General features: G+C 63.3%; 23 protein-coding genes. 17 read left to right on the top strand and 6 right to left on the bottom strand.

The window, feature by feature from the left end:
- Positions 1-27: 27 nt before the first annotated feature.
- The 3 genes from C444_RS09835 to C444_RS09845 all read right to left on the bottom strand — a co-directional run bounded on the left by C444_RS09835 (position 28) and on the right by C444_RS09845 (position 5,044).
- Entirely contained in the window at positions 28-1,737 is a 1,710-nt protein-coding gene (locus C444_RS09835; protein ID WP_004592619.1) for a YcaO-like family protein, read from the bottom strand.
- 31 nt (positions 1,738-1,768) lie between these two features.
- Complete coding sequence (tbsP, locus tag C444_RS09840) at positions 1,769-2,587, bottom strand: transcriptional regulator TbsP (RefSeq protein ID WP_004592620.1); 819 nt, start codon at positions 2,585-2,587, stop codon at positions 1,769-1,771.
- Positions 2,588-2,956: 369 nt separating this feature from the next.
- Positions 2,957-5,044, bottom strand: coding sequence for a hypothetical protein (locus tag C444_RS09845; protein ID WP_004592621.1), 2,088 nt, complete (start codon positions 5,042-5,044; stop codon positions 2,957-2,959).
- A gap of 154 nt (positions 5,045-5,198) precedes the next feature.
- On the opposite strand from C444_RS09845, the gene glyA reads away from it, so the two are divergent.
- From glyA to C444_RS09865, 4 genes are all read left to right on the top strand, one after another.
- Positions 5,199-6,446, top strand: coding sequence for a serine hydroxymethyltransferase (gene glyA / locus C444_RS09850; protein WP_004592622.1), 1,248 nt, complete (start codon positions 5,199-5,201; stop codon positions 6,444-6,446).
- Positions 6,447-6,516: 70 nt separating this feature from the next.
- Positions 6,517-7,101 carry a hypothetical protein gene (locus C444_RS09855; protein WP_049909393.1) on the top strand — a complete coding sequence of 195 codons (585 nt, stop codon included), beginning with the start codon at positions 6,517-6,519 and terminating at the stop codon, positions 7,099-7,101.
- Between the two features lie 75 nt (positions 7,102-7,176).
- Positions 7,177-8,070, top strand: coding sequence for a bifunctional methylenetetrahydrofolate dehydrogenase/methenyltetrahydrofolate cyclohydrolase (locus C444_RS09860; RefSeq protein ID WP_004592624.1), 894 nt, complete (start codon positions 7,177-7,179; stop codon positions 8,068-8,070).
- Entirely contained in the window at positions 8,071-8,553 is a 483-nt protein-coding gene (locus tag C444_RS09865; protein ID WP_004592625.1) for an NUDIX hydrolase, read from the top strand. It begins immediately after the preceding gene.
- A gap of 4 nt (positions 8,554-8,557) precedes the next feature.
- Here C444_RS09865 and C444_RS09870 read toward each other — a convergent pair whose 3' ends face one another.
- The gene (locus C444_RS09870; RefSeq protein WP_004592626.1) at positions 8,558-9,277 is read right to left on the bottom strand and encodes a DUF7117 family protein; all 720 of its coding nucleotides are present in this window, start codon (positions 9,275-9,277) and stop codon (positions 8,558-8,560) included.
- Between the two features lie 59 nt (positions 9,278-9,336).
- Between C444_RS09870 and C444_RS22325 the strand changes: the two genes are divergently transcribed.
- From C444_RS22325 to C444_RS09880, 3 genes are all read left to right on the top strand, one after another.
- A complete protein-coding gene (locus C444_RS22325; RefSeq protein ID WP_004592627.1) occupies positions 9,337-9,483 on the top strand; it encodes a hypothetical protein in 147 nt (48 codons plus the stop codon).
- A 724-nt stretch (positions 9,484-10,207) separates the two neighbouring features.
- Entirely contained in the window at positions 10,208-10,483 is a 276-nt protein-coding gene (locus C444_RS09875; protein ID WP_004518082.1) for a PadR family transcriptional regulator, read from the top strand.
- A gap of 114 nt (positions 10,484-10,597) precedes the next feature.
- Complete coding sequence (locus C444_RS09880; protein ID WP_004592628.1) at positions 10,598-11,872, top strand: MgtC/SapB family protein; 1,275 nt, start codon at positions 10,598-10,600, stop codon at positions 11,870-11,872.
- Here the strand turns inward: C444_RS09880 and C444_RS09885 are convergent.
- Entirely contained in the window at positions 11,869-12,195 is a 327-nt protein-coding gene (locus C444_RS09885) for a hypothetical protein (protein WP_004592629.1), read from the bottom strand. The genes C444_RS09880 and C444_RS09885 overlap by 4 nt on opposite strands.
- A 155-nt stretch (positions 12,196-12,350) precedes the next feature.
- Between C444_RS09885 and C444_RS09890 the strand changes: the two genes are divergently transcribed.
- The 3 genes from C444_RS09890 to C444_RS09900 all read left to right on the top strand — a co-directional run bounded on the left by C444_RS09890 (position 12,351) and on the right by C444_RS09900 (position 16,324).
- On the top strand, positions 12,351-14,207 hold the full coding sequence (locus C444_RS09890) for a sensor histidine kinase (RefSeq protein ID WP_004592630.1): 1,857 nt from the start codon (positions 12,351-12,353) through the stop codon (positions 14,205-14,207).
- A gap of 126 nt (positions 14,208-14,333) precedes the next feature.
- Complete coding sequence (locus tag C444_RS09895; RefSeq protein ID WP_004592631.1) at positions 14,334-15,269, top strand: HhH-GPD family protein; 936 nt, start codon at positions 14,334-14,336, stop codon at positions 15,267-15,269.
- A 47-nt stretch (positions 15,270-15,316) separates the two neighbouring features.
- Positions 15,317-16,324, top strand: coding sequence for a sodium:calcium antiporter (locus C444_RS09900; protein WP_004592632.1), 1,008 nt, complete (start codon positions 15,317-15,319; stop codon positions 16,322-16,324).
- A gap of 20 nt (positions 16,325-16,344) precedes the next feature.
- Here the strand turns inward: C444_RS09900 and C444_RS09905 are convergent, their stop codons facing one another.
- The gene (locus C444_RS09905) at positions 16,345-16,884 is read right to left on the bottom strand and encodes a GNAT family N-acetyltransferase (RefSeq protein WP_004592633.1); all 540 of its coding nucleotides are present in this window, start codon (positions 16,882-16,884) and stop codon (positions 16,345-16,347) included.
- A 176-nt stretch (positions 16,885-17,060) separates the two neighbouring features.
- Here C444_RS09905 and glmS point away from each other — a divergent pair, with 176 nt between their 5' ends.
- The 7 genes from glmS (at position 17,061) to C444_RS09935 (ending at position 22,353) form a co-directional block, all read left to right on the top strand.
- Positions 17,061-17,504 carry a methylaspartate mutase subunit S gene (glmS, locus tag C444_RS09910; protein WP_004592634.1) on the top strand — a complete coding sequence of 148 codons (444 nt, stop codon included), beginning with the start codon at positions 17,061-17,063 and terminating at the stop codon, positions 17,502-17,504.
- 127 nt (positions 17,505-17,631) lie between these two features.
- A complete protein-coding gene (locus C444_RS22330) occupies positions 17,632-17,802 on the top strand; it encodes a hypothetical protein (RefSeq protein WP_004518074.1) in 171 nt (56 codons plus the stop codon).
- 108 nt (positions 17,803-17,910) lie between these two features.
- Complete coding sequence (locus tag C444_RS09915) at positions 17,911-18,489, top strand: NADPH-dependent FMN reductase (RefSeq protein WP_004592635.1); 579 nt, start codon at positions 17,911-17,913, stop codon at positions 18,487-18,489.
- 152 nt (positions 18,490-18,641) lie between these two features.
- A complete protein-coding gene (locus C444_RS09920; protein WP_049909423.1) occupies positions 18,642-19,274 on the top strand; it encodes a YIP1 family protein in 633 nt (210 codons plus the stop codon).
- A 26-nt stretch (positions 19,275-19,300) separates the two neighbouring features.
- On the top strand, positions 19,301-19,564 hold the full coding sequence (locus tag C444_RS09925; protein WP_004592637.1) for a hypothetical protein: 264 nt from the start codon (positions 19,301-19,303) through the stop codon (positions 19,562-19,564).
- 64 nt (positions 19,565-19,628) lie between these two features.
- On the top strand, positions 19,629-21,824 hold the full coding sequence (locus tag C444_RS09930; protein ID WP_004592638.1) for a DHH family phosphoesterase: 2,196 nt from the start codon (positions 19,629-19,631) through the stop codon (positions 21,822-21,824).
- A gap of 40 nt (positions 21,825-21,864) precedes the next feature.
- A complete protein-coding gene (locus C444_RS09935; protein ID WP_004592639.1) occupies positions 21,865-22,353 on the top strand; it encodes a cupin domain-containing protein in 489 nt (162 codons plus the stop codon).
- The last annotated feature ends 1 nt before the right edge of the window (position 22,354 follow it).

A 22,354-nucleotide genomic window follows, 5' to 3' on the forward strand; every position in this document is an offset into this window, starting at 1 on the left:
GCCACCCTCTCGCTGCATCGGCTGTTTCTACGGGAACGGATGATGCTCGCTGTCGAGTCGCGGCTCGAAGCCTAGGTCGACCGCCACGGTTTCGGCCCGCTCGCCGAAGAACGGTTCACCGAAGAACAGCGGCTGTGCCGACGGACAGACGACTCGAACCGCTTCGAATCCCAACTGTTCGAGGTCACGCGTCGTCAGCCGTACCCCGTAGGGTGTGAGCCCCGCGTTGGCCGCCCGGTCACATAACGTCTCTAGCTCTTCCTCGCCAGAGAGGGCTGCGTCGGGTCCAAGCGAATCCAGCGGGACCGCTGTCTCCGCCGCCGTCAGGTCGGCCGCCTCACCGGGTGAGTCGGCGTAGCGCCCGATAGCGCCCTGTGCATCCATTGCCGCCTCGGGGCCCATATTGTCGAGTTCCATCCAGTTCTGGAGCGCCTCCTCCAGCGCGCCGACGGCGGCGGCACCGGGGTCCAGATCCGCGTCGGTGCCGAGCGCGAAGCCCGGCCATTCGTCCTGTTCGAGTGCGACAGTGATGACTGGCACGTCAACATCCTGTGTCAGTAGCAGCGCCGTCACGTCGAGTCCCTCAGACGTTGCGCGCCGTCGGAGTGTTTCGTATTGCTCGTGGTCGTCGACGGCGACCCGGAGCGGCTCGAACGTCGAGTACCACGACAGCATCGCGGCGTCGCGCTCGATGACCTCGTACAGCCCGGTCAGTAATGCCTCCGAGACAGTATTACCGAGACCGAGCCCGGTCGTCGTTGCCGGTCTGACGGCGTTGGACGGCGGTGGATAGTGGACGGTTTCGGCAGGAAGCGACCGCTGTTCGTCGGTCAGCAGATTTTCGCCCGGGACCCACGATAGCGCCGTCGATTCGTCCCACGCAGCCTCGTCTCTGACAAACACATCGGGTGTGACGGCATCCGGAACGTCTGCGACTGTCCCGTCCTGCAGATTCTCTTCTCGGTAGACGCCGGCCGCATATCGCTCGTAGTTCTCGCCCAGCGCTTTCATGAATGCTGTATCCCAGTCGATGGCGACACCCGCAGCCTTCGCGGCGGCTGATACGTCGCTGAACCCGGCAGTGTCAGCCAGCGTCGACAGATAGTACGGGGCCGGGAACGATTCGACTTCGCCGACCTCCGTAGCGATGCCGACCCGGTCGTCGAGGCCCAGCTCCGCCCGCGACAGTGCCTCGCTGTCGTGGGCCGTCTGCCGGCCGTCACCGAGTGCGTGGCTCTGTGTCCCGCCACAATCACAGCCCGGGACGGGGAGGAACCGCCGCTGGGTGTGTGGGAGTTCCGTGACAGTCCCGAGAAGAGCCGCGTCGCCGTCGAGAAACTGGGTCACCAGCCGACCGGCCAGCGCGCCCGCGAACCGCTGTGTGGCTGCCGTCGGGGCCGCTGTGGCTTCCTCGGTGTCATCGACCGTTGCCTCGACACGGGCCCGCAGACAGTCGAAACAGCCCGTCTCGGGTCCGAATCCGCTGATCGCGGCGTCAGTCACCGGAACGCCACCGACGCCACCCAGTTCGACGGCGACCCACGGGACGTCATCACCTTTCGCCCGGTTGTTCCACGCCGCAAACGTCTCTGAACCGACGGTATCGACGACGACGGCGAGATCGCCGCTGCTGTCCGCCGGTGTCGACGGCTGTGCTACTGAAACGTCGATATCAGCGAGAAACGCGGTGAGTGCGTCGACGGCCGGTCCACGCCCGACGACTTCGACAGTTCGCATGCCGAAGCCCTCGTGGTGAAAGGAGAAAAACCTACGCGGCGAGGATGGACTGGGCGACGGATGCCAGTTCGTCCGGGTCGGCGTCTTTGAGCCGGTCGTCGCCGAGCATCAGGCGGAGTCGCGGTCGCCCCACGTCAATCGGGACCTTCTCGGTGTCAATGAGGTTCATGTCTTCGAGCTTCGTCTTCGTCCGCGAGAACGTCGCCTTGCTCGCCAGTCCGACATCCTCGCCCCATTTGCTGATATCGTACAACAGTTCGCCGTTCCGGGCGGCCACGAGCAGGCTGATTGTGACCTCGTCGAGGCCGTCGCCGTCGCCACGGGCCGTCGACAGCGAGTTGAGAACTTCGTTGAAGTCAGATGCAGTTTCCGGACCGATGTCGGATTCCAGCGTACTCTGGACGCGGTTGAGCGGCGGCGTTCGGAGCGAGTACGCGTCGGCGTCTTCCCAAGCTGAGTCGTAGTAGTCGTAGGCGTTGTCCACGAACTCCCCGTCGTCGGTCCCGAGGCCGCCGACCGTATCGCTGATCGTGACGAGCGCGTACACCGTATCGACAGTCACCGCGACCGAGTGGTTCGGCACGTCGTCGAGCAGTCGCATCGTGAGCCGCCCCTCGTCGATGAGGTCGGCCGCGGTGCTCGCAACGAGGAAGTCGTCCATGACGTCTTTCAGTGCCCGTTCGTCGGCCAGTAGCCGAACTTCGGGTGCGTCTGAATCTGCGTCCAGTGTCGATACAAGCTCAGAAATAGTCCGCCGCGACGGGTTCACGACGTACACGGGCTCGTCAGTTGCCTCAAAAACCGTGGTCAACATAGACCCGACGTCGTCTTGCAGGAGATTTTCGGTCATTGTCCCTTGCCAGTATATAGTGTACTGCTATATTTAATTTTACCGGCCATACAGTGTTGATTTCGCCAACAATCCGACAACACCCACCAGCGAACAGCGATAAAATATTGGTCAGCTATCCTAAGCAGAAGCCGTTGGACTCATGGACTGAACCACCTTTTCAATCCGTTAACGCCGTGTAATCTGCCGAATCAATGGCTGGTATCACTGTTTCCTTCCCGCCAGAGGTCCTGACCTGGGTACCACCTCAAATCTGCTCTCTAATGCTCCCGTAGAACGTCACATCGCCGCGACTACTCGGTTGGCCGGTTCGAACACAGACTGCGGCCGTTTCGGGTTCTGTTACGGTGTCTGTCAGTTCTGGCTTCCTCAGAAGTCCGTCCGGAGGCGAGCGGCCAGATCGTCGGACCAGTGGAACTCCCCGTCGTAGATGACGGGCAGTGAGGTCTGACCCAGCGCGTCGGCTAACTCCGTAGCGCCGAGCGAGTGGCTCGTCTGTTCGCCGTTCAGCGCGGCGCTGTCGTCAAACGGCAGGCGGTAGCTCTCGCCGGGCCGCTCCGGGGACACGACCGTACACTGTACGTCGAATCCCGTCTCCCCTCTGGAGACCCAGACGACTGCAGGGTGTGCGGGAGTAGGAACGATTGAATAGGTCCCGTCGCCGACAACCGCGTAGTCCTTGCACATCATTATTCGCCGGCGAGCGAGTTCCAGCGCTCGCTGAATACTGAAGCCGTTACTGAGCAAGCGCGCGAAGGCGGTCCCGACCAGGGCAGCGTGCTTGTCCAGTACGTCGGTGAGTGTCACTGCACCGGCAACTGCGCCCTGTTTGACTAAGTCAAGCCCTTCATCGTAGGAGCCACAGGCGTTCAGGAAGAACGTCTGCGTTCGGGCTTTCGACAGCGACGACAGCGCCAGATTCCCGTCGGGACAGCGCAGTCCCGCCTCGTCGCAGTGGCCGATGAAGTGGACGAAATCGGTCGGCTGACGGAACACGTCGGCCAGTTCGTTGACTGACAGCAGTTCGCTGACCTGCACGTCCATCGGGAGGTCCGCCGCCCGGTATATCTCTGTGACTTCTGTGTGCTCGTCGGCCATCTCCTCGTCGTTGAGGACCACCGCGACCCGTTGACTGCCGGTGTCCCGGTTCTGACTCCGGTAGCGGTTCAGGTACGCTTCCGGCGGCGTTTTGCAGGCGTCTATCGGGTTCCCCGGCGCGAGCCACGAATGCAGTTGGCCCTCGCGCAAGTTCGGCTCGATGACCGGTGGGCGTTCGGCCGACCCGCGGCTCAGATACGAATCCGCTAGCGTCCTGTCGAGCAGCTCATCCTGGTCGAGCCGGGAACTGTCCGGCAGGTAGATGAGGCTGAGTCGGTCAAGCAAGAACGGCAGGCAGCGGACCCGCTCCGGCTCTGGCGAGACGTACGTCGAAAGAGGCCACTCCGGCAGAATCGAGTTCACGGCCTCATCGGAGACATCGATGTATCGTTCGAGCCGACCAGCCGGCGATAGCGACCGAATCGTGTCCGGGTCAAGCGAGAGCGCCGACGTGATACGGGTGCCGCTCTCGGCCGGGTCGACGCGTCTAACCTGACAGTCGAGGTAGAACACCTTTCGGAGCAGGGCCGCGACGCCCTCTTGTAGCGACGGCCATGCGTCGAAGGAGAGGTGAACCGACGTGTCTTCGGCTGTCAACAGTGCAGCATCCCGTGACTCGACTACCACTTCGGCCCCGAGATAGTACGCCAGCGGTGCACTGACGAGCAGTTCCGCTTCGCACTCTGGAACACGTAGCGTGATACCGGTTTCTGGACGGTTCTGCCGAACCGTTTCTGGAATACGGGTTGTCTCGCCGGTCGTGACTATCGGCGGGTGCCCGCGGAGCTCCGGGTGCGAGCGGGATGGCTGCATCGTGTGATGAGCACCGCTCAGATGTGTGATTGCCGTTGCGAGCCCTGCGGGCGTCGCGGGGACTTGCAAATGCGGCCGCTCCGCGTTCGTTTCCCAGACGAACCCGACGGTGATGCTCGTCGGCTTTTGGAAACCAAGCACGGTGGTAATACCGGCCGAGTGGAGCGATGCCGGACCGTCGAAGCGAACGTGGATCCGAATATCGTCCACGACGCCAAGCGGCGATTCCCGATCAGTATCCGCAGCACGGGCCTGCATCGTCAACAGGTACTCTCCGTCCTCAAGCGTTGTCGGTGAATCAACCGTCCCGGTATCGGTGTCAGTATTGACTCGGGTTACCGTGGCATCCACCGCCGGCAGCGCTAACTCGGTGACGGTCCCGCGGTAACAGTCGTCGACACGCTGTGGTAGTTGCCCCCCGTCGGTACTCTCTCGGTTGTGTAATTGGTGCACCAGTGCGGTCGGGTCGACCGTTTCCCCATCCCAGTTCAGCGTTTCACCGCTGTCCCGGCCCACCCGCTCGCCTGCCACCCCCCAGGTGACCATGTGTGGATATGTGGAACGTCATCTGATATATACGTATGGTTGTCAGTACGTCGTCACCGCCTACCATACCCGCGGCATCGAATGGGGAGTAATAACACCATACATGCGTGGGGCAAAGGGTAGATTATTGTCGTATCGGTACTGACTCGGATACATGAGCTACGAAACCGTCCGGGAAGCGGACCCGGCAGTCGCGGACGCTCTGGAGGGCGAACGAGGCCGGCAGAACGACACGCTGGCGATGATCGCCAGCGAAAACCACGTCAGCGAGGCTGTGATGGAGGCACAGAGCTCCGAACTGACGAACAAGTACGCCGAGGGCTACCCCGGTGAACGCTACTACGGCGGCTGCGAGTACGCTGACGATGTCGAGGAGCTTGCTATTGACCGCGCGAAGGAGCTGTGGGGCGCGGACCACGTCAACGTCCAGCCGCACTCCGGTTCACAGGCCAACATGGGCGTCTATCTCGGCGTCCTCGAACCCGGCGACAAGATCCTCTCGCTCGACCTGACTCACGGCGGCCACCTCTCACACGGCCACCCGGCGAATTTCGCCGGTCAGGTGTACGAAGTCGAACAGTACAAGATCGACGAGGAAACCGGCTACGTCGATTACGAGGGGCTCCACGATCACGCAGAGGAGTTCGAGCCGGACATCATCGTTTCGGGCTACTCCGCGTACCCCCGAGAGGTCGACTTCGAGCGGATCCAGGAAGCCGCCGATGCGGTCGACGCCTACCATCTCGCGGATATCGCCCACATCACCGGGCTCGTTGCCGCCGGCGTCCACGAATCGCCGGTCGGCGTCGCCGACTTCGTCACTGGCTCGACGCACAAGACCATCCGCGCCGGCCGCGGTGGCATCATCATGTGTGACGAGGAATACGCCGACGACATCGACGCTGCCGTCTTCCCCGGCTCGCAGGGCGGCCCGCTGATGCACAACGTCGCCGGCAAGGCCGTCGGCTTCGGCGAGGCGCTGGCCCCCGAGTTCGAGCAGTACGCCGAGCAGACTGTCGACAATGCCGTCGCCCTCGGTGACCGACTCAAGGAACATGGCCTGGACCTGGTCTCCGACGGCACGGACAACCACCTCGTGCTCATCGACCTCCGACCGTCGCATCCCGACACAACCGGCAAGGAAGTCGAGGAAGCACTGGAGGAAGCCGGGATCGTCCTCAACGCCAACACCGTCCCCGGTGAGACACGCTCGGCGTTCAACCCCTCGGGCATCCGCGCCGGTACGCCCGGGCTCACCACCCGCGGCTTCGACGAGGACGCCTGCCGCGAGGTCGCCGACCTCATCTACGAGGTCGTCGACGCCCCCCACGACGACGATGTTGTCGCAGAAGTCAGCGACCGCGTGGACGAACTGACCGACGAGTACACGCTGTACGACTGAGGCGCTGACTGCGGGACGCGAGCGCTCGTTTTCACATCCATTTTTATTATTCCCAGCCGACATGTCCGGCATGCCACGCATAAGCCGGCGACAGATGCTCTTTACCGTAAGTATCTCCCTCCCGACGCTCGCCGGCTGTACGCAGTTCGAGGTCGAGACGGCCGAGGACACCGAACGGAGCAATGGCGATGCGAGTGAGCCGACGGCACAGACGGAGATTACCACCGCGACAGCGACGGAAGAGCGGGCGACTGCTGGCGGAACAGGGACAGCCGCCGAAGCAGAACTGGACCTCCGAGAGGCCAACGTCGTCGGCGTCGAGATCAGTGACGAGGGCGGCGACTACCGCTTCGACGTAACGCTCTATCACGATGACGACGGCGAGGACGGCTATGCGAACTGGTGGCAGGTCGAGACGCCCAGCGGCGACCGGCTCGGCCGCCGGGACCTCCTGCACGCCCACTCGACGGCCCCGTTCACCCGGTCAGAGACGATCCCGGTTCCCGACGACCTGGGCTGCGTCGTGGTCCGGGGCCACGACCAGACTCACGGCTACGGCGGGCGGGCGATGACCGTGGCCGTTCCGGGCGGCGGGACACGGGCTATCCAGCAAGGATCAGAGCGCCAGTCGGTCACTGAGTCGGACTGTCCCTGAGCGGGAGCGCGTCAGCCTGTCGCGGCTGACCGAAATCCGGGACGTTCATACCGCCCCGCTTCGCCGGTGTAGGTAATGACAGAGATCATCGACGGCAACGCCGTCGCCCAGTCGATCAGGGACGATCTGGTTGCATCCATCGACCGCCTTGTCGACGCCGGCCAGCGCCCGTCGCTGGCGACGGTGCTGATGTCCGAGGACCCGGCCAGCGAGACGTACGTCTCGATGAAACAGGACGACTGCGAGGAGGTCGGTATCGAGGCCATCGACATCGACATCGACCCCGACGCGGACGCCGCCGAACTGTACGACACCATCGAGGACCTCAACGCCGACGAGGATGTCAACGGTATTCTGGTCCAGATGCCGGTCCCCGACCACGTCGAGGACAGATCGGTCCTGCGAGCCATCGACCCGATGAAGGACGTCGACGGGTTTCACCCGGAAAATGTCGGTCGGCTCGTGGCCGGGGACGCTCGTTACAAGCCCTGTACACCCCACGGCATCCAGAAGCTCATCGAGAGCGCCGGTGTGAACACTGAGGGCAAGGACGCCGTCGTCGTCGGCCGGTCGGACATCGTGGGCAAGCCGATGGCGAACCTGCTCATCCAGAAGGCACCGGGCGGCAACGCGACGACGACGGTGTGTCACTCCCGCACCGAGAATCTCGCCGAGCGGACGCGCAACGCCGACATCCTGGTCGCTGCGGCCGGCGTCCCGGAGATGATCGACGGCGAGATGATTCAGGAAGGTGCGACGGTCATCGACGTGGGCATCAACCGCGTCGACGCCGACACCGAGAAGGGGTACGAGCTCGTCGGCGACGTCGAGTACGAGAGCGCGAAAGAGGTCGCCGGCGCAATCACGCCGGTCCCCGGCGGCGTCGGTCCGATGACCCGCGCGATGTTGCTGTACAATACGGTGAAAGCGACGGGCCTGCAACACGACATCGACGTCGACCTCCCTTGAATGCCGACGCTAGCGGACTTTGCAGACCGCGACCTGCTCACCCGTCGAGTGACTCGAGAGACTGACGCGGCGGGCGTAGACGGCGTTCGCGCTCGGGCCGACCGCGGGCTCCACTGGGCGGTCGGTGCGCTCGTCACCGATCCGGCAGACCGGATACTGTTCGTCTACGAAGACGACATCTGGAAGCTTCCGGGCGGCGGCGTCGAAGGCAGTGAGAACCGCCGGGAAGCCGTGCGCCGCGAAGTGTGCGAGGAGACAGGTGTGAACATCACCGTCGACGAACTGGCCGCTGTCACCGAGGTCACCGTGACCGACGGCGGGCGCGAGGCGACGTTCTTTTTCGGGACCTACCGCGGTACGCCTGCCTCGACGACGCTCGCGTCGGACCCCGGACTCGACGGCGAGGGAATCGAGACCGTGCGGTGGCGAGAGTCGGTCCCCGAGAACTGTCTGGACGAGACGTTGGTTCGGCGACTCCGGTGACCACTCAGACGGCGTCGTCCTCGATTCCGGCGAGCCAGTTCTCGGCTCTGACGAAGGCGCTTTCGTCGCCGGTGATGTACGAGCCCAGGTCTCGCGCCGTGTGGACGAGGCGGTTCGCGTCCGCGGGGTCGACATCGCCGTCCAGCGCCTCAACGCGCTTCCGATGGTCGCGAATCCGCCCGGAGAGCTGTCGCGCAGTCGGGTCCGGATTGTCGTCCAGATACGTCCGTACGTCCCGCTGATAGCTGCCGACGGCGGCCGCCATCGCCAGGCCGTACGGTACGCGAAGCTCCGACGGGACTTCATCGACGGCCGGTCGGTCGCCGTCGTCAGCCCCGCCAAGCAGTTCGTAGAAGTACCGCTCCGCCGGGTCGGCGCTGCGCAGCTCCCGGGCGAGGTGTGCGCCGACGTGCTGGAGTTCGACCGCGGCGACGAACGTCGGGTCGAGCGGGCGAAGTTCGCCCGCGTCGATGAATCCCCGCTTGCGCGTGTACTCTCGGCAGCGCTCGGCGGTTGCGTCAGCGATCTCCCGCGTCGTATCCGCGTCGATTCGGCTCCGGACAGGCGTCAGATCGAGCGTGGCCGGTGTGTCGGTGTGTTCGGTGTGTTCGTCGATGCCGACACTGTGGATGCTCCCACAGTCCGGACAGGCGATGCTCCCCGTCTCGTAGTACCGCCAGCGCGTGCCACAGTCCTGGCACTCGCGCTCCCCGCGGACTTTCATACGTGATGCTGAGAGGCCAGCCCTCAAGATTGTTCCGTGAGGGTTGTCTACGCCAACGTATGCGCTCGGAAGACGAGGTCCGCGAGCAGTACGAGTTCCTTGCGGAACAGCTAGACGACGAGGAGATGAACCACGAGCGAGTCCGTATGATGCTCACCCACTACAAGCGGGCGCTTGGATGGGTGCTTGAGGAGGAACATATATAGATTAGTTACAGCTTACATTCGCTTTTAATTCGATAACTAACATCTGCTGGACGGGGCCGGTACTTTTAAGTTATTCTGCCCCATTCGACCAAGTGACGCTTCGCTTGGAGGGCCGAAGCGTCAGCGGGGACCAATTCAGGGCGGCAAGCGGTCGCGTTTTTCGCGACCGCTTTCCACTTACTTCGCTGCTAACGACCTGATACCAGTGATTGCTGTACATCGGAAAAGGAACTGTTGGCCGATACGACGTACTCGATAGACCACTCTGTGTTTGTCGCGTTCTTGGGGCACTCCGGTTCGACTCCGATACTGCGCTCGCTGTCGCCTTCGGGCTCTCGTACTCGGTGTTCCCCTCGAACTCCACCCGCGATAGCGGTGCGACATGGCCTCCGAACCCCTGCGCTGAGCGCGATATCAGATACGTCTCCCAGACAATCGACCATCGTTCTGGGAGATGTGGCGACGGCGCTGGGGTCGAGTCCCCGTTCGCTTTCGAACAGGACTGTTTCTACCGTCCTCTCTGTGTCCTACAGTGACAAATAATACTACTGCCATCAGTTTCCGAAGAATGATGATCTACTGACTGTATTTACTATATGAGCAAAACGATGACTGAGGGCCCAAATACAGAAAATTCGACACTCTGGACTACCGAAATCACATCAAGTTCTCTGGGCCGATATATTTAACAGTATAGATACTAAATCATTACATAGGAAAATCGATGCACGACTTGACAGGATTCCAGCGTGATCTTCTCTACGTGATCGCTGGCAGGGAGGAGCCCCACGGCTTAGCTATCAAGGAGGAGCTCGAAGCGTACTACGAGAAGGAGATCCATCACGGTCGCCTGTACCCGAACCTCGACACCCTGGTCGACAAGGGACTGGTCGAGAAGGGCCAGCGCGACCGCCGGACCAACTTCTATACGCTCACGCGTCGCGGGCGTCGTGAGATCGACGCTCGCCGCGAGTGGGAAGACCAGTACGTCGACCTCTGAGGGTGCCGTAGCGCCACTTATGCCGAGGCCGTCGTCTCACCGGAAGCCCCAGGCTCGTGAGCCGATGCGTCCTGCCACCCTATCACTTTAGCCCGGGCCTGCCCTATCACAGCTGTGCCAATCCTCCTGCAGCTGTCCCCGGAGCCGATTCAGGCGACCGTCTTTCGCATACTGCTCGCGGGAGCGCTCGGGATGTTCCTGGGACTGGAGCGGGAGTGGTCACAGAAGTCGGCCGGTATTCGGACGTTCGCACTGATTAGCCTGCTTGCTGCGGTGTTCACGCTGGTCGAGAACCAGGCACTGCTCGTCGTCGGCGGCGTGCTGGTCATCGTACAAGGGATTTTGCTCGCAGTGCAGGGGCTTCTCGGCGATGCGGAAGACGATGGGCTGTCACTGACCACGTCTGTCTCGATGCTCGTCGCCTACGGCGTCGGGGCGCTGGTCGCACAGGGGTTCATCCTCGAAGGCGTCTCGGTCGCCGTCTTCTCGTCGCTGCTGCTGGTACTCAAGCGGGAACTCCACTCCTTGGCGTGGGGGCTCTCCCGCGAGGAACTGCGCTCGGCGACGGAGTTCGCCATCCTCGCTTTCGTCATCTACCCCTTACTCCCATCAGAACCGGTCGAGATTCCCGGCGGACTGCTGGACATCGCCGTGGAGTTGCGGGTCATCTGGCTGATGGTGGTGTTCGTCGCCGGCATCGGCATCGTCAACTACGCCATCGTCCAGACTTACGGCGGCCGTGGCATCGCGGTCACCGGTTTTTTCGGCGGCCTGGCGTCGTCGACAGCGGTCGTTGGCACGATGCTCGACCATGTCCGACAGCAGCCGGACGCGACCTCGTACGCGGTAGCTGCGATTCTGTTGGCCGATGCCGCGATGGCGCTTCGGAATCTCCTCATTACTGTGTTTTTCACTATCGAGCGTGGCGTTCTGGTCGAGGCAGTTATTCCGTTGGGGGCCGTTATTATCGGTAGCGTCGCCGTCGCTGCGTACACCGCCGACTGGTCTGAGACAGTTGATATGGGACTTGAAAGCCCGTTCTCTCTGCAGAACGCACTTGCCTTTGGCGGCGTGTTCCTGCTAGTCGTGGTTGCCGGCGGGTTCGCGGAAACGCAGTTCGGAACGGCGGGCCTCTACATCACGTCGGCGCTCAGCGGACTGGTCTCAAGCGCCGGGGCAACGACCTCGGCCGTGTTGCTGTACCGCGGCGGCGCTATCGATGGGCCGACAGCGATGCTCGCTATCCTCGCCGCGACGGCTGCCAGTATCATGGTCAAAGCAGCGTTGACTGCCCCGGGACCGAACCGGGCCTTCGCCACGCGCGTCGCGTTCTGGAGTTCAGTGGTCCTGGGCGTCGCAACGGTGCTGGCGCTTGGACTCTTCGTTTAAAACTGGTAGCGTCGGTCGTCTTTGTCCTGTTGCTGGGGGAAGTCATTCCCGGTCATCTGGTCGAAGGTCATTCCCGAGAGGTACTCGTCGTACGTACAATCGTAACTCGACCGGAGGTGGAAATCCAGCGTCCCGCGGTCGACGGTCGACTGAAACAGCATATGTACCGCGCGCCTGACGAGTTCGTCCGGGTCGTCCGGGTCGAATGCGACTGACAGCATCGCGAGTTCGTTGCGCGTCTCGCGGTCAATCGAGAGTTCGAACTCGTCGTCGAAGTCGCCGTACGCCGCTTCGATGTCATCCTGTAGATCGTCGAGGGTCATAACAAAAGAGACGATGAGGGCGAGGAAACCCCTTACGACTCGTCTGGGCCGTTTCCCGAAACGCTGTGTCGACCATTATAACATATGATAAATTATATCATGGGCTAAACATAATGACAGGTAGCGGTTAACTACTGACGGATTCAGATTAGATAATGACAGGTGGTGGGGACAAGACAGCAGCATCCAGCCAGCCCGACGGGCTGATAGAGCGACTTCACGCAGCCCTCCCGGACGTGTACGCGCGAAACTACGCGGTGAAGTTCGCTGTCGCGCTGGCAGTGATCGTCGTCGTACTCGCAGCCGTCGGCTTCGGCAGCTACCTGCAGATACAGGAACGGGTCGTCAGCGACGCGGCGACGGACCTCGAAGTGTCGGCCACGCATCGCGCCGACAGTATCGAGCAGTGGCGGACGACCACGGAGACGGAGACTATTGCTATCGCAGCCGCAAGGGTGTACGACACCGGGACACCCGCAGATATCAGACAGTACCTTACCACGGCAGAGTCGTCCCAGATTCGTTCGCTCCACTACGTCTCTACCATCGACGACTCTCAGATAGTCATCGCGAGTACTGGGACGAACACGGAAGGCCGCTCACCGCGGGCGGTCGAATCCGCGTGGGAGTCCCCCGTACTGGCGACGATGAACGGGACCACCAGTACTGAGACAGTGGTCCGCTCGACAGCATACGCGGACGGTAACGGCCACTCGATGGCGTTCGTGACTCCCGTCTCCGATGGCAGTGGGGCTCTGGTTCTCGTTTCGAGGGTCCCGACCGAGCAGTTTCACGACGGCCGCGATGGGTTCGAGACGCAACTGCTCACTGGGGACGGGGACCCGCTTATCGGCGGTCAGGACGGATCCGCACCCGTCAGCCAAGACGGTCTCCGGGCCGCAACAGCGGGCCAAACGACGACTATCGAAACGGGAGGCCATGTCGAGACGTACACGCCCGTCAACGGTACGTCGTGGGTGGTCACGACGAGTGCGACGCGAGAGTCACTGTACGGAACGAGTCGGCTCGTCCGCTGGGGCTTCCTCGCTGTCATCGGGACCGCAGTCGTCTCGCTGGGCGTCGCCGGGTACCTTTTCGGACGGCATACGGTTCGACCCTTGAGACAGCTCCGTAACCGAACGCAGTCCATGGAACAGGGTGACCTCGGCGTTGCTATCTCGACGACTCGGCAGGACGAGATCGGGAGGCTGTACGACGCCTTCAAAAATATGCGGGACACGCTCCGGAGTCAGATCCGGCAGGCACAGGCGGCTCGTGAAGAAGCCGAGCGGTCGAGCCGCGAACTCGAACGCCAGAACGAGCGGCTGGACGAGTTCGCATCGACGTTGAGCCACGACCTCCGAAACCCGCTCACAGTCGCTCGGGGACACGTCGAACTGCTTGCGACGCGGCTGTCGGACCCGGAGACTGATCCAGCCGACCTCCAGCCCCACATCGAGAAACTCGAAGACGCACACGACCGTATCGAGTCGATAATCGACGACGTGTTGACGCTGACGAGAAAGGGCGCAAGCGTCGAGGAGACGGCTCCGGTTCCGTTGGAGTCCGTCGTCACCGATGCGTGGGACAACATCGACAACAAAAGCGCCACCATCGAAACCGCGGGCAGCCGAACCATCGACGCCAACCGGACGCGGCTCTTGCGAGCCCTCGAAAACCTGTTTCGCAACGCCATCGACCACGTCGGCCCGGACGTGACGGTTACGGTCGGGCTGACGGAACACGGCTTCTACGTCGCCGACGACGGCCCGGGGATACCGACCGACGCGGTCGACAACATTTTCGAGTACGGCCACACGACGAGCGAGGACGGGACCGGGCTCGGCCTCTCTATCGTCAAGACCATCGCGGAAGCCCACGGCTGGCGGCTGTACATCGATACGACCTACCCCGACGGCGCGATGTTCGTGTTTGCGGACGTGTTCAGCGAGGACGAACCGGACTGGTACGGAACCGAGTTCGAGTGGGGACGGTCCGAAGTCGACGACTGATATCGCTTGCCGTACCCTGCAGTATATTTGCCACTCCGGGGTGCCGAAAACCTCTCCAGACGTACAGCCGACAGTATGAGCGGCACCGACCGCCACGCACAAATCAGGACAGAGCCAAGCGAGGGTATGACCGACCAGTCGGCAGCGACAGACCGTCCGGGAGCCGTGCCCGCGGACCCGTCGGCTGTCCAGGACGCGCTCGTGGAGTGGTACGAGGCGGACCACCGCTCGTACCCGTGGCGGGAGACGACAGACCCCTACGAGATTCTTGTTTCCGAGGTGATGAGCCAGCAGACCCAGCTCGACCGCGTCGTCGACGCTTGGGAGGACTTTCTGGACCGCTGGCCGAGTGCGGCGGTGCTGGCCGAGGCCGACCGCGCTGATGTGGTGGGTTTCTGGACCAGTCACTCGCTGGGGTACAACAACCGGGCGAAGTACCTCCACGAGGCCGCGGGGCAGATCGTACAGGACTACGGCGGCGAGTGGCCCCGGGACCCGGATGGCCTCAGCGACCTGATGGGCGTCGGGCCTTACACCGCCAATGCCGTCGCCTCTTTCGCGTTCAACAACGGGGACGCCGTCGTCGATACGAACGTCAAGCGCGTCCTGTACCGAGCCTTCGATGTGCCCGACGACGATTCCGCCTTCGAGACGGCCGCGAGCGTCCTCATGCCCGAGGGCCGGTCGCGGGTCTGGAACAACGCCATCATGGAACTGGGCGGTGTCGCCTGCGAGAAGACGCCGGACTGCGACGGCGCGCAGTGCCCCTGGCGCGAGTGGTGTTCCGCCTACGAGACGGGCGATTTCACCGCGCCGGACGTGCCGACCCAGCCTGAGTTCGAGGGGAGCCGCCGCCAAATGCGCGGGCGCGTCATCTCGGCGCTCAAGGAGTACGACGAACTGCACCTGGACGACCTCGGCCCGCGTGTGCGCGTCGACTACGCGCCTGACGGGGAGTACGGACGCGAGTGGCTCCGCGGCCTCCTGGATGACCTTGCCAGCGACGGCTTAGTCGATGTCGAAGAAAGCGACGGCGAGACGGTCGCGCGTCTCCAACGCTGACCGTCAGTGGCATACACCCTTGAACCCATGCGGTCAATACGGTCCCAATGGTTGGCTTGCTCGGTTCGGTTGCTCTCATCGTCGTCGCAACCGCTGTCATCTGGAGAGGGAGCGCGTACTTCGAGCGGGCCGCGGAGCGATTGAGCAAGTACTACGGATTGCCGGTGGCGGTCCACGGGGCAATCGTCGTCGCCGTCGGGTCGAGCTTTCCGGAGATTAGTTCGGTCGTTATCAGCACCGTCGTCCACGACGAGTTCTCGCTGGGTGTCGGTGCCATCGTCGGGAGCGCGATATTCAATCTGCTCGTGATTCCGGCCCTCGCAGCGCTCGCAAGCGAGGAGCTCCGATCGACGCGTGACATCGTCCACAAAGACGCCCAGTTCTACGTCATCAGCGTCCTCATCCTGTTTATTGTATTCGCCCTCGGGGCGACGTACGTTCCGGGTGGGACCAATCGGGCGGCTATCCTGACCCCGACGCTCGCGTCCATTCCGCTCGTAGCCTACGGGATCTACGTCTTCTTGCATCAGCAGGATGCCAGCGAGCACGTCGCGGACGAAACTAACAGCGTCCGGCCGGGCCGGGAGTGGGGGATGCTGGGGGTCGGCCTGGTCATCATCACCATCGGCGTCGAGGCGATGGTGCAGGGCGCGCTCTCGCTGGGCGTTATCTTCGACACCCCGACGTTCCTCTGGGGGTTGACCGTCATCGCCGCCGGCACGAGCCTCCCCGACGCGTTCGTCAGCGTCCGCGCCGCGAAAAACGACGACAGCGTCACCAGCCTGACGAATGTCTTGGGCAGCAACACGTTCAATCTGCTCGTGGCGATTCCCGTCGGCGTCCTCCTGGCGGGGCAAGCGACCATCGACTTCCTCGTGGCGATTCCGACGATGGGCTTTCTCGGATTCGCGACGCTGGTGTTCATCATATTCACCCGGACGGACCTCGAACTCTCGGACCGCGAAGCGTACACGCTGCTTGGCCTGTACGTGGTGTTCGTCTGCTGGATGGCGCTGGAATCCGTAGGGCTCATCGAGACGGTCCGCGGTATCTGAGGCGACAGCCTTCGCTGACGCTACTCACCGTCTTCGTCGGGCGATAGCTCGCGGGAGTACACGGCCTCGTCGTATGGATCACCACCGATAGTGAGCGTGCGCGTGTTGGTCTGCTCGAAGCCGAGGTTCTCGAAGAACGCCCGGCTCCGGTCGTTCGACGCCAGGTCCAGCGCCCGGAACTGCTCGACGCCGTGTTCGAGAAAGATATCCTCGAGTCTATCGTACAGCGCCGTCCCGACACCCTCGCCGTGGTAGTCCGGGTGGACGTAGAGCCGTAACATCGTTCCCATCGTGTGCATGGTGATGCCCTGCGTGAAGCCGATGATTTCCCCGTCCTGCTCGGCGACCAGCAGCGTCGCCTCGATATCGTCGAGGTCGTTAGCGGAGACGCCGCCGGCCCATCCATGGAGCGCGCTACCCAGCGGGTCGGCGTACCAGTCGGATATCGTCTCGTCGATGACATCGGAATCCAGCGAGTCGTAGGCATCGTGCCACGCTGCCCGTGCGACCCGGCGGATGCCGTCGGCATCGGCGTCGAAGGCTCGGCGGATAGTCGTCATACGTGTCTCGGCGACTTGGACAGATGCTGAGGCGTGTCGCGTACCATGGGTGCTGTGTCTATCGGTTTGTTTGGGCTATCATGGCTAATATCCTCTCCTTGGTGTGTGAGTCATCCGCACTATCTATAATGGTTTATCATTAGGTTTATGTAGTTGACACCCATCGGTGGTCATGTATGAGGACAGTCATCCTCGGTGTCATCGGCTCCGACGCGCACGTCGTTGGGATTACCATTCTGGAGCGAGCCTTCGAAGCGGCCGGGTTCGACGTAGTCAACCTCGGTGTCCAGTCGTCCCAGTCGGAGTTCATCGACGCCGCGGATGAACACGACGCCGAAGCAATACTTGTCTCGTCGCTGTACGGCCACGCCGAGCAGGACTGCCAGGGGTTCCAGCAGCAGATCACCGAGGCTGGGCTGGACGTGACGACGTACATCGGCGGCAACCTCGCTGTCGGGCAGGACTCCTTCGAGGAGACGCGTGAGACGTTCAAAGCGCTCGGTTTCGACCGGGTCTTCGATTCGGAGACCGACCCGGAGGAAGCCATTGAGGCGCTGAAAGCCGATCTCGGCCACCGCTCCCGCGAGGCGTCCTCTGAGAAGATCCAGCTCGGCTCCTAAGCCATGGACTCCGTTTCCAACCGCTAACGTCAGCGAGCCATGCGTAATCCGGGATACTCTCAGCCACTGCTGTCGTCGACCACCCACAGCCCGGGGTGCTTTACGACCGGAGCGCGTATGATATTTAATGTCACACATGACAGCTGAGCTGAGTGACGGCACCGAAATCAAGAACATTCACGACGTGGTCGAAGGGTCGAACGGCGTCCACCTGAAGAAGGAAGTCGGCAGCGGCGGGCTCGAACGCGTCGCGTACATCCCGTATCCGAACCTCCTCTACGTGTACCACGACAACTGATGTCGCCCAGAGCGCCCTCCACGGACTGACAAACCAGCAGGGGAACCGAGACCAGCGGCGCGCCTCGTCACCCCCACCGATATACCGGCCCCACTCCATAGAGCCGCCATGTCCGAACCACACGTCGTCGGTGTCGTCGGCAGTCTCAGAGAGGAGAGCTACACCAGGGCCGGTATCGAGCGTGCGCTCGCCGCTGCCGAGGAGTTGGGGGCGACGACGGAACTGCTCGATCTCCGTGAGTTCGACCTCCCAGTGTTCGATGCAGACCACCGCGAGGCGGGCGACGCCATCGCGTTCGCCGACAGCGTCCACGCGGCTGATTCGATTTTGCTGGGGACGCCGGTGTACCACGGGTCCTATTCCGGCGTGTTGAAGAACGCACTCGACTACTGTGGCTTCGACGAGTTCGAGCACAAAACTGTGGGGTTGCTTGCGGTCGCTGGTGGGGGCTTTCCGATCACCGCGCTCGAACACCTCCGCTCGGTCTGTCGGGCGCTGAACTGCTGGGTCATCCCACATCAGGCTGCAGTTCCGAACGCGCGCAACCACATCGCTGACGGCCAGATAGTCGACGCTAATATCGAGAAACGCGTGGTGACCCTCGGCGAGGAAGCGGTCCAGTACGCGAACATCAAGCCGGATCCGGCGTGTTTCGAGAGTGCGGAGAACGTCGGGGCGGACGATTAGCCGCGAGGGCCGCTGTGGGTGTCTGAGCCGTGAGCGTCCGGTTCGAAGGAGCAGATGAGTGGCCGTGAGGACCGCTGTACGTGTCCGAGCCGCCCACGTCCGCTGACAGAGAGAAGGAAACGGTCAAACCGACTCACACCGTACGTACGGTCGTGACTCAGTGGGTCGAGAATCCGACCGGTGGCCGGGACCGCGGACCAGCCGCGTTGGTGCGCGCGTGGGTAGAAATACTCAGCCGTCCGCGGCGGTTCTTCCGTACCGGCGTCGCGCCGGGCGACCAGGCTCCGGGACTGGTGTTCGCGGCGACGGTGGTCCTCTTCGAGGAGGTGAGCCGGTACGCCGTCGTCAAGCTGGCTCAACGTGGGCTCCTGTCTACGGGGCCGTTCGACTACCCCGCTATCGGCGGCTTCTCGCCCGGCGTCGCGGTGCTGGCGCTGTTTGCCATCCTGGTGTTCGTCACGCCGGCGACGGTGCATCTGACGGCCGCACTGCAGACCCTCCTCTTACTTCCCGTCGCGTCTGACCGCGGCGGCGTCAGCGAGACTGTGCAGGTGATGTGCTACGCGATGGCCCCCTGTCTGCTGGCGGGACTGCCGAGCGCAGAGGTCCGGGTGCTCGTCACTGCGTGGGGCGCAGGGCTGTACCTGATTGGGACCGCTGTCGTCCACAACGTCAAGTTCCCGGTGGCCGCAATCGTCGGGGCCGTTCCCGCGGCGATTATCTTCGGCTACGGTTTCCGTGGCTTCCAGGCCCTCTCGGTACTGCTCGCAGACTACGGGTTTTAGGGTCTGCCCGCGTGCGTTTCCCAACGATGCTCAGTATCGATATCGACCAGTTCATGCTGGAACTCAAGGACGGAGCGTTCAAGAGCGTCGGGCCGTCGAATAAAGAAGCAACCATCAAGATGTACGACGTGGAGGGCGTCGACGTTCGGGAGTACGGCGACAAGCGCGTGAAAATTGCCTTCGAGGACGAACAGGGGAGCGAAATCGAGGTCGCTCTGTTCCCGGAGCAGGCAAAAGCGGTCGCTTCAGGGCTCGAACTGCTGGAAGAAGAGAGCGAGATGTTCGAATAGCGGACCTGTTTCGTTCGTCCGGAATTCGACAACCGTTTTAGGCCCGACATGCTTGCACCGTGTAATGGGTTCGTGTATCATCTGCGGCAAATCTGTCGAAGGACGCATCTGTGACCTCCACGAGGAGGACGCCCTGTTCGAGTTCCGCGGCTCTCGTGCCGACCAGCTATCGGTCGACCGCTACTACCGCGGCAGTGTCGACGGCTTCGCCGAGTTCGGCGTGTTTGTCGACATCGGCGACAGCGTAACGGGGCTGCTCCACCGGAGCGAACTGGACCAACGGCTCGACTCCCTCGACTGGGACTCGGGCGACACCGTCTACGTCCAGGTCAAGAACGTACGGGACAACGGCAACGTCGACCTCGGCTGGTCGATCCGCCAGTCCGAGCGCGAGTTCCGCGGCGTCCTCGTCGACGACCCGGACATCGGCCACTCCGTCCTGCTTGAGAACGAAGACGACGAAGACGAGGGGCAGTCAGACGACGGCTCCAACGAGGCCGAGTCCGAACCGTCAGCCGACGAATCGCCGAGCGACGACGAATCGAGTTCGGACGACGATTCCGACACAAGCCAGTCTGAATCCGAGAGTACCACAAGCGCCGGGACGGTCAGCCGGGCCAGTGATGACGACCGCGTCGAGGGTACTGCGGCTGTCGGCGGCAACGACAGCGGGTCGAACACCGCCGTCATGACCGAATCCGACGAGGAAGCCGACGCAGAGAGCGACGAGCAGACGGACGAAGCGACCGCAGCCGAACCGGTCGCCGCGGCTATCGGCGACCTCGACGACCACGTCGGTGCGGACGTTCGACTGGAGGGCGAAGTCGTCGGCATCCGGCAAACCTCCGGGCCGACGGTGTTCGAACTGCAGGACGAGAGCGGGACGGTCGACTGCGCGGCCTTTGTCGAGGCCGGCGTCCGTGCCTACCCCGAGGTCGAGGAAGACGACTACGTCCGACTGTCGGGCGAAGTCCGCGAGCGTCGCGGCGAACTGCAGGTCGAGACCGAGGAGCTCACCGTGCTCGAAGCCGAGGAGCGCGAGGAAGTCGAACAGCGACTCGCCGACGCCCTCGACGACGAGGCCCGACCTGACACGGCTGAACCGCTTGCCGACGACACGGCGGTCGCGGCCCTCTCTGACCAGCTGGTCGAGGCGGCGACCCAGATCCGGAAGGCAGTGCTGACCGACCGACCGGTCATCGTCCGCCACGCCAACACCGCGGACGGCTACCTCGCCGGCAGCGCGCTCGAACGGGCCGCGCTCCCGCTGGTCACCGAGCAGCACCGCCGCGCCGACGCGAAGTACCACTACTTCGACCGGCGACCTATCGAGGGCGGCGTCTACGACATGGACGACGCGACGAAGGACACGACGACGATGCTCGACAACCGGGAGCGCCACGAGGAGAAGCTCCCGCTGTTCGTCTTCGTCGCCGCCGGCGGTACGCGCGAGAGCCTCGACGGCTTCGACCTGCTGAACGTCTACGGCGCGCCGAGCGTCGTCATCGACGACATCGACGTCGACGGCGCGGTCGTCGACACGGTCGACGCCGTCGTCTCGCCTTCGGCCGACACCGTTTCCGAGACCACGTCGACGGCGCTCGCAGCCAACGTGGCCGCACACGTCAACGAAGACGTTCGCGACGACCTGGAACATCTCCCGGCCGTGAGCTTCTGGGAAGACATCCCCGAACCGTACGTCGAAGCCGCCAGCGAGGCCGGTTACGACGAGACCGCGGTGTCGGAGCTGCGCGAAGCCGTCGCGCTCGAAGCCCACTACCAGTCCTACGAGGACAAGCGCGAACTCATCACTGACCTCGTGTTCGGCGACGACGAGGAGGACGTGGGCGGCCTCGCCGGCCACATCGCCGAGCAGTTCCGCGAGAAGGTCGACGAGGAGGTGTCCACCGCCCGCGCGAATCTGGACCACCGGACCGTCGACGGCGTGGACATCGCCGTCCTCGATACGGACGCCTTCACCCACCAGTACGAGTTCCCGCCGGAGTCGCTCCTGCTCGATGAACTCCACCGTGACGTTCGCGACGAGAGCGACGCGGTGCTCGGCATCTCGACGGACACGATGTACGTCCGTGCCAACGGCGACCTCGACCTGCACGAGCTGGTCAACGAGGTCAGCGAGCGCGTGCCGGAAGGCGGCGTCGCGACGCGGAGCGTCCGCGAGGGGACCATCCGCTATCTGGCCGGCGAGCGACCGGCCGTCCTCGACGCCACGCTCGACGTGCTGGCCGACGAACTGTAACGCAGGGGACTTTTTCTCCCCGCCGGCTGTCTTCTCGGTCATGAGCGACGGCCCCGTCAACGAAGCCGACCTCGACTGGACCGACCACGAACACGGCGACCGCACGTTCAAGCGCAAGCAGCTCGGTGACGCCGCCGGCGGCGAGCAACTCGGTGCGAGCCTCTATGCCGTTCCGCCGGGCAAGCGGCTCTGGGTGCGCCATTATCACGAGGGCAACGAGGAAGCGATATTCGTCCGTGGCGGAACGGGTACGCTCTGGCTCGGTCCCGAGGCCGACGAGCACGCGCTCGAGCCGGGTGATTACGTCGCGCTCCCGGCCGGCGAGGAGAGCGCACACGAAATCGAAGCCGGCGAGTCGGAACTCCAGCTGTTGATGGTTTCGACGATGGAAGAGCCGGATATCACCGTCTACCCTGATCGGGAGATGGTCGGGCTGTACGGCGGGTCGCCCCCAGGCGGCGAGAAAGCCGACCGGACGCTGTCGACGTATCTCGATATAAACGCGGAAAAGGAGTACTGGGAGGAGTGAA

It is taken from the genome of Haloarcula japonica DSM 6131, from assembly GCF_000336635.1.
GTDB lineage: Archaea > Halobacteriota > Halobacteria > Halobacteriales > Haloarculaceae > Haloarcula > Haloarcula japonica.

What these genes read in the sequence shown, in the direction of transcription:
- C444_RS09915 (WP_004592635.1), top strand. Translation starts at nt 17,911, where the DNA reads ATGTCCGAACCACACGTCGTCGGTGTCGTCGGCAGTCTCAGAGAGGAG.
- C444_RS09845 (WP_004592621.1), bottom strand. Translation starts at nt 5,044, where the DNA reads ATGGTCACCTGGGGGGTGGCAGGCGAGCGGGTGGGCCGGGACAGCGGT.
- C444_RS09925 (WP_004592637.1), top strand. Translation starts at nt 19,301, where the DNA reads ATGCTCAGTATCGATATCGACCAGTTCATGCTGGAACTCAAGGACGGA.
- C444_RS09835 (WP_004592619.1), bottom strand. Translation starts at nt 1,737, where the DNA reads ATGCGAACTGTCGAAGTCGTCGGGCGTGGACCGGCCGTCGACGCACTC.
- C444_RS09905 (WP_004592633.1), bottom strand. Translation starts at nt 16,884, where the DNA reads ATGACGACTATCCGCCGAGCCTTCGACGCCGATGCCGACGGCATCCGC.
- C444_RS22330 (WP_004518074.1), top strand. Translation starts at nt 17,632, where the DNA reads ATGTCACACATGACAGCTGAGCTGAGTGACGGCACCGAAATCAAGAAC.
- C444_RS09900 (WP_004592632.1), top strand. Translation starts at nt 15,317, where the DNA reads ATGGTTGGCTTGCTCGGTTCGGTTGCTCTCATCGTCGTCGCAACCGCT.
- C444_RS09885 (WP_004592629.1), bottom strand. Translation starts at nt 12,195, where the DNA reads ATGACCCTCGACGATCTACAGGATGACATCGAAGCGGCGTACGGCGAC.
- C444_RS09935 (WP_004592639.1), top strand. Translation starts at nt 21,865, where the DNA reads ATGAGCGACGGCCCCGTCAACGAAGCCGACCTCGACTGGACCGACCAC.
- C444_RS09895 (WP_004592631.1), top strand. Translation starts at nt 14,334, where the DNA reads ATGACCGACCAGTCGGCAGCGACAGACCGTCCGGGAGCCGTGCCCGCG.
- C444_RS09930 (WP_004592638.1), top strand. Translation starts at nt 19,629, where the DNA reads ATGGGTTCGTGTATCATCTGCGGCAAATCTGTCGAAGGACGCATCTGT.
- tbsP (WP_004592620.1), bottom strand. Translation starts at nt 2,587, where the DNA reads ATGACCGAAAATCTCCTGCAAGACGACGTCGGGTCTATGTTGACCACG.
- C444_RS09865 (WP_004592625.1), top strand. Translation starts at nt 8,071, where the DNA reads ATGCCGACGCTAGCGGACTTTGCAGACCGCGACCTGCTCACCCGTCGA.
- C444_RS09890 (WP_004592630.1), top strand. Translation starts at nt 12,351, where the DNA reads ATGACAGGTGGTGGGGACAAGACAGCAGCATCCAGCCAGCCCGACGGG.
- glyA (WP_004592622.1), top strand. Translation starts at nt 5,199, where the DNA reads ATGAGCTACGAAACCGTCCGGGAAGCGGACCCGGCAGTCGCGGACGCT.
- C444_RS09870 (WP_004592626.1), bottom strand. Translation starts at nt 9,277, where the DNA reads ATGAAAGTCCGCGGGGAGCGCGAGTGCCAGGACTGTGGCACGCGCTGG.
- C444_RS22325 (WP_004592627.1), top strand. Translation starts at nt 9,337, where the DNA reads ATGCGCTCGGAAGACGAGGTCCGCGAGCAGTACGAGTTCCTTGCGGAA.
- C444_RS09860 (WP_004592624.1), top strand. Translation starts at nt 7,177, where the DNA reads ATGACAGAGATCATCGACGGCAACGCCGTCGCCCAGTCGATCAGGGAC.
- C444_RS09875 (WP_004518082.1), top strand. Translation starts at nt 10,208, where the DNA reads ATGCACGACTTGACAGGATTCCAGCGTGATCTTCTCTACGTGATCGCT.
- C444_RS09855 (WP_049909393.1), top strand. Translation starts at nt 6,517, where the DNA reads ATGCCACGCATAAGCCGGCGACAGATGCTCTTTACCGTAAGTATCTCC.
- glmS (WP_004592634.1), top strand. Translation starts at nt 17,061, where the DNA reads ATGAGGACAGTCATCCTCGGTGTCATCGGCTCCGACGCGCACGTCGTT.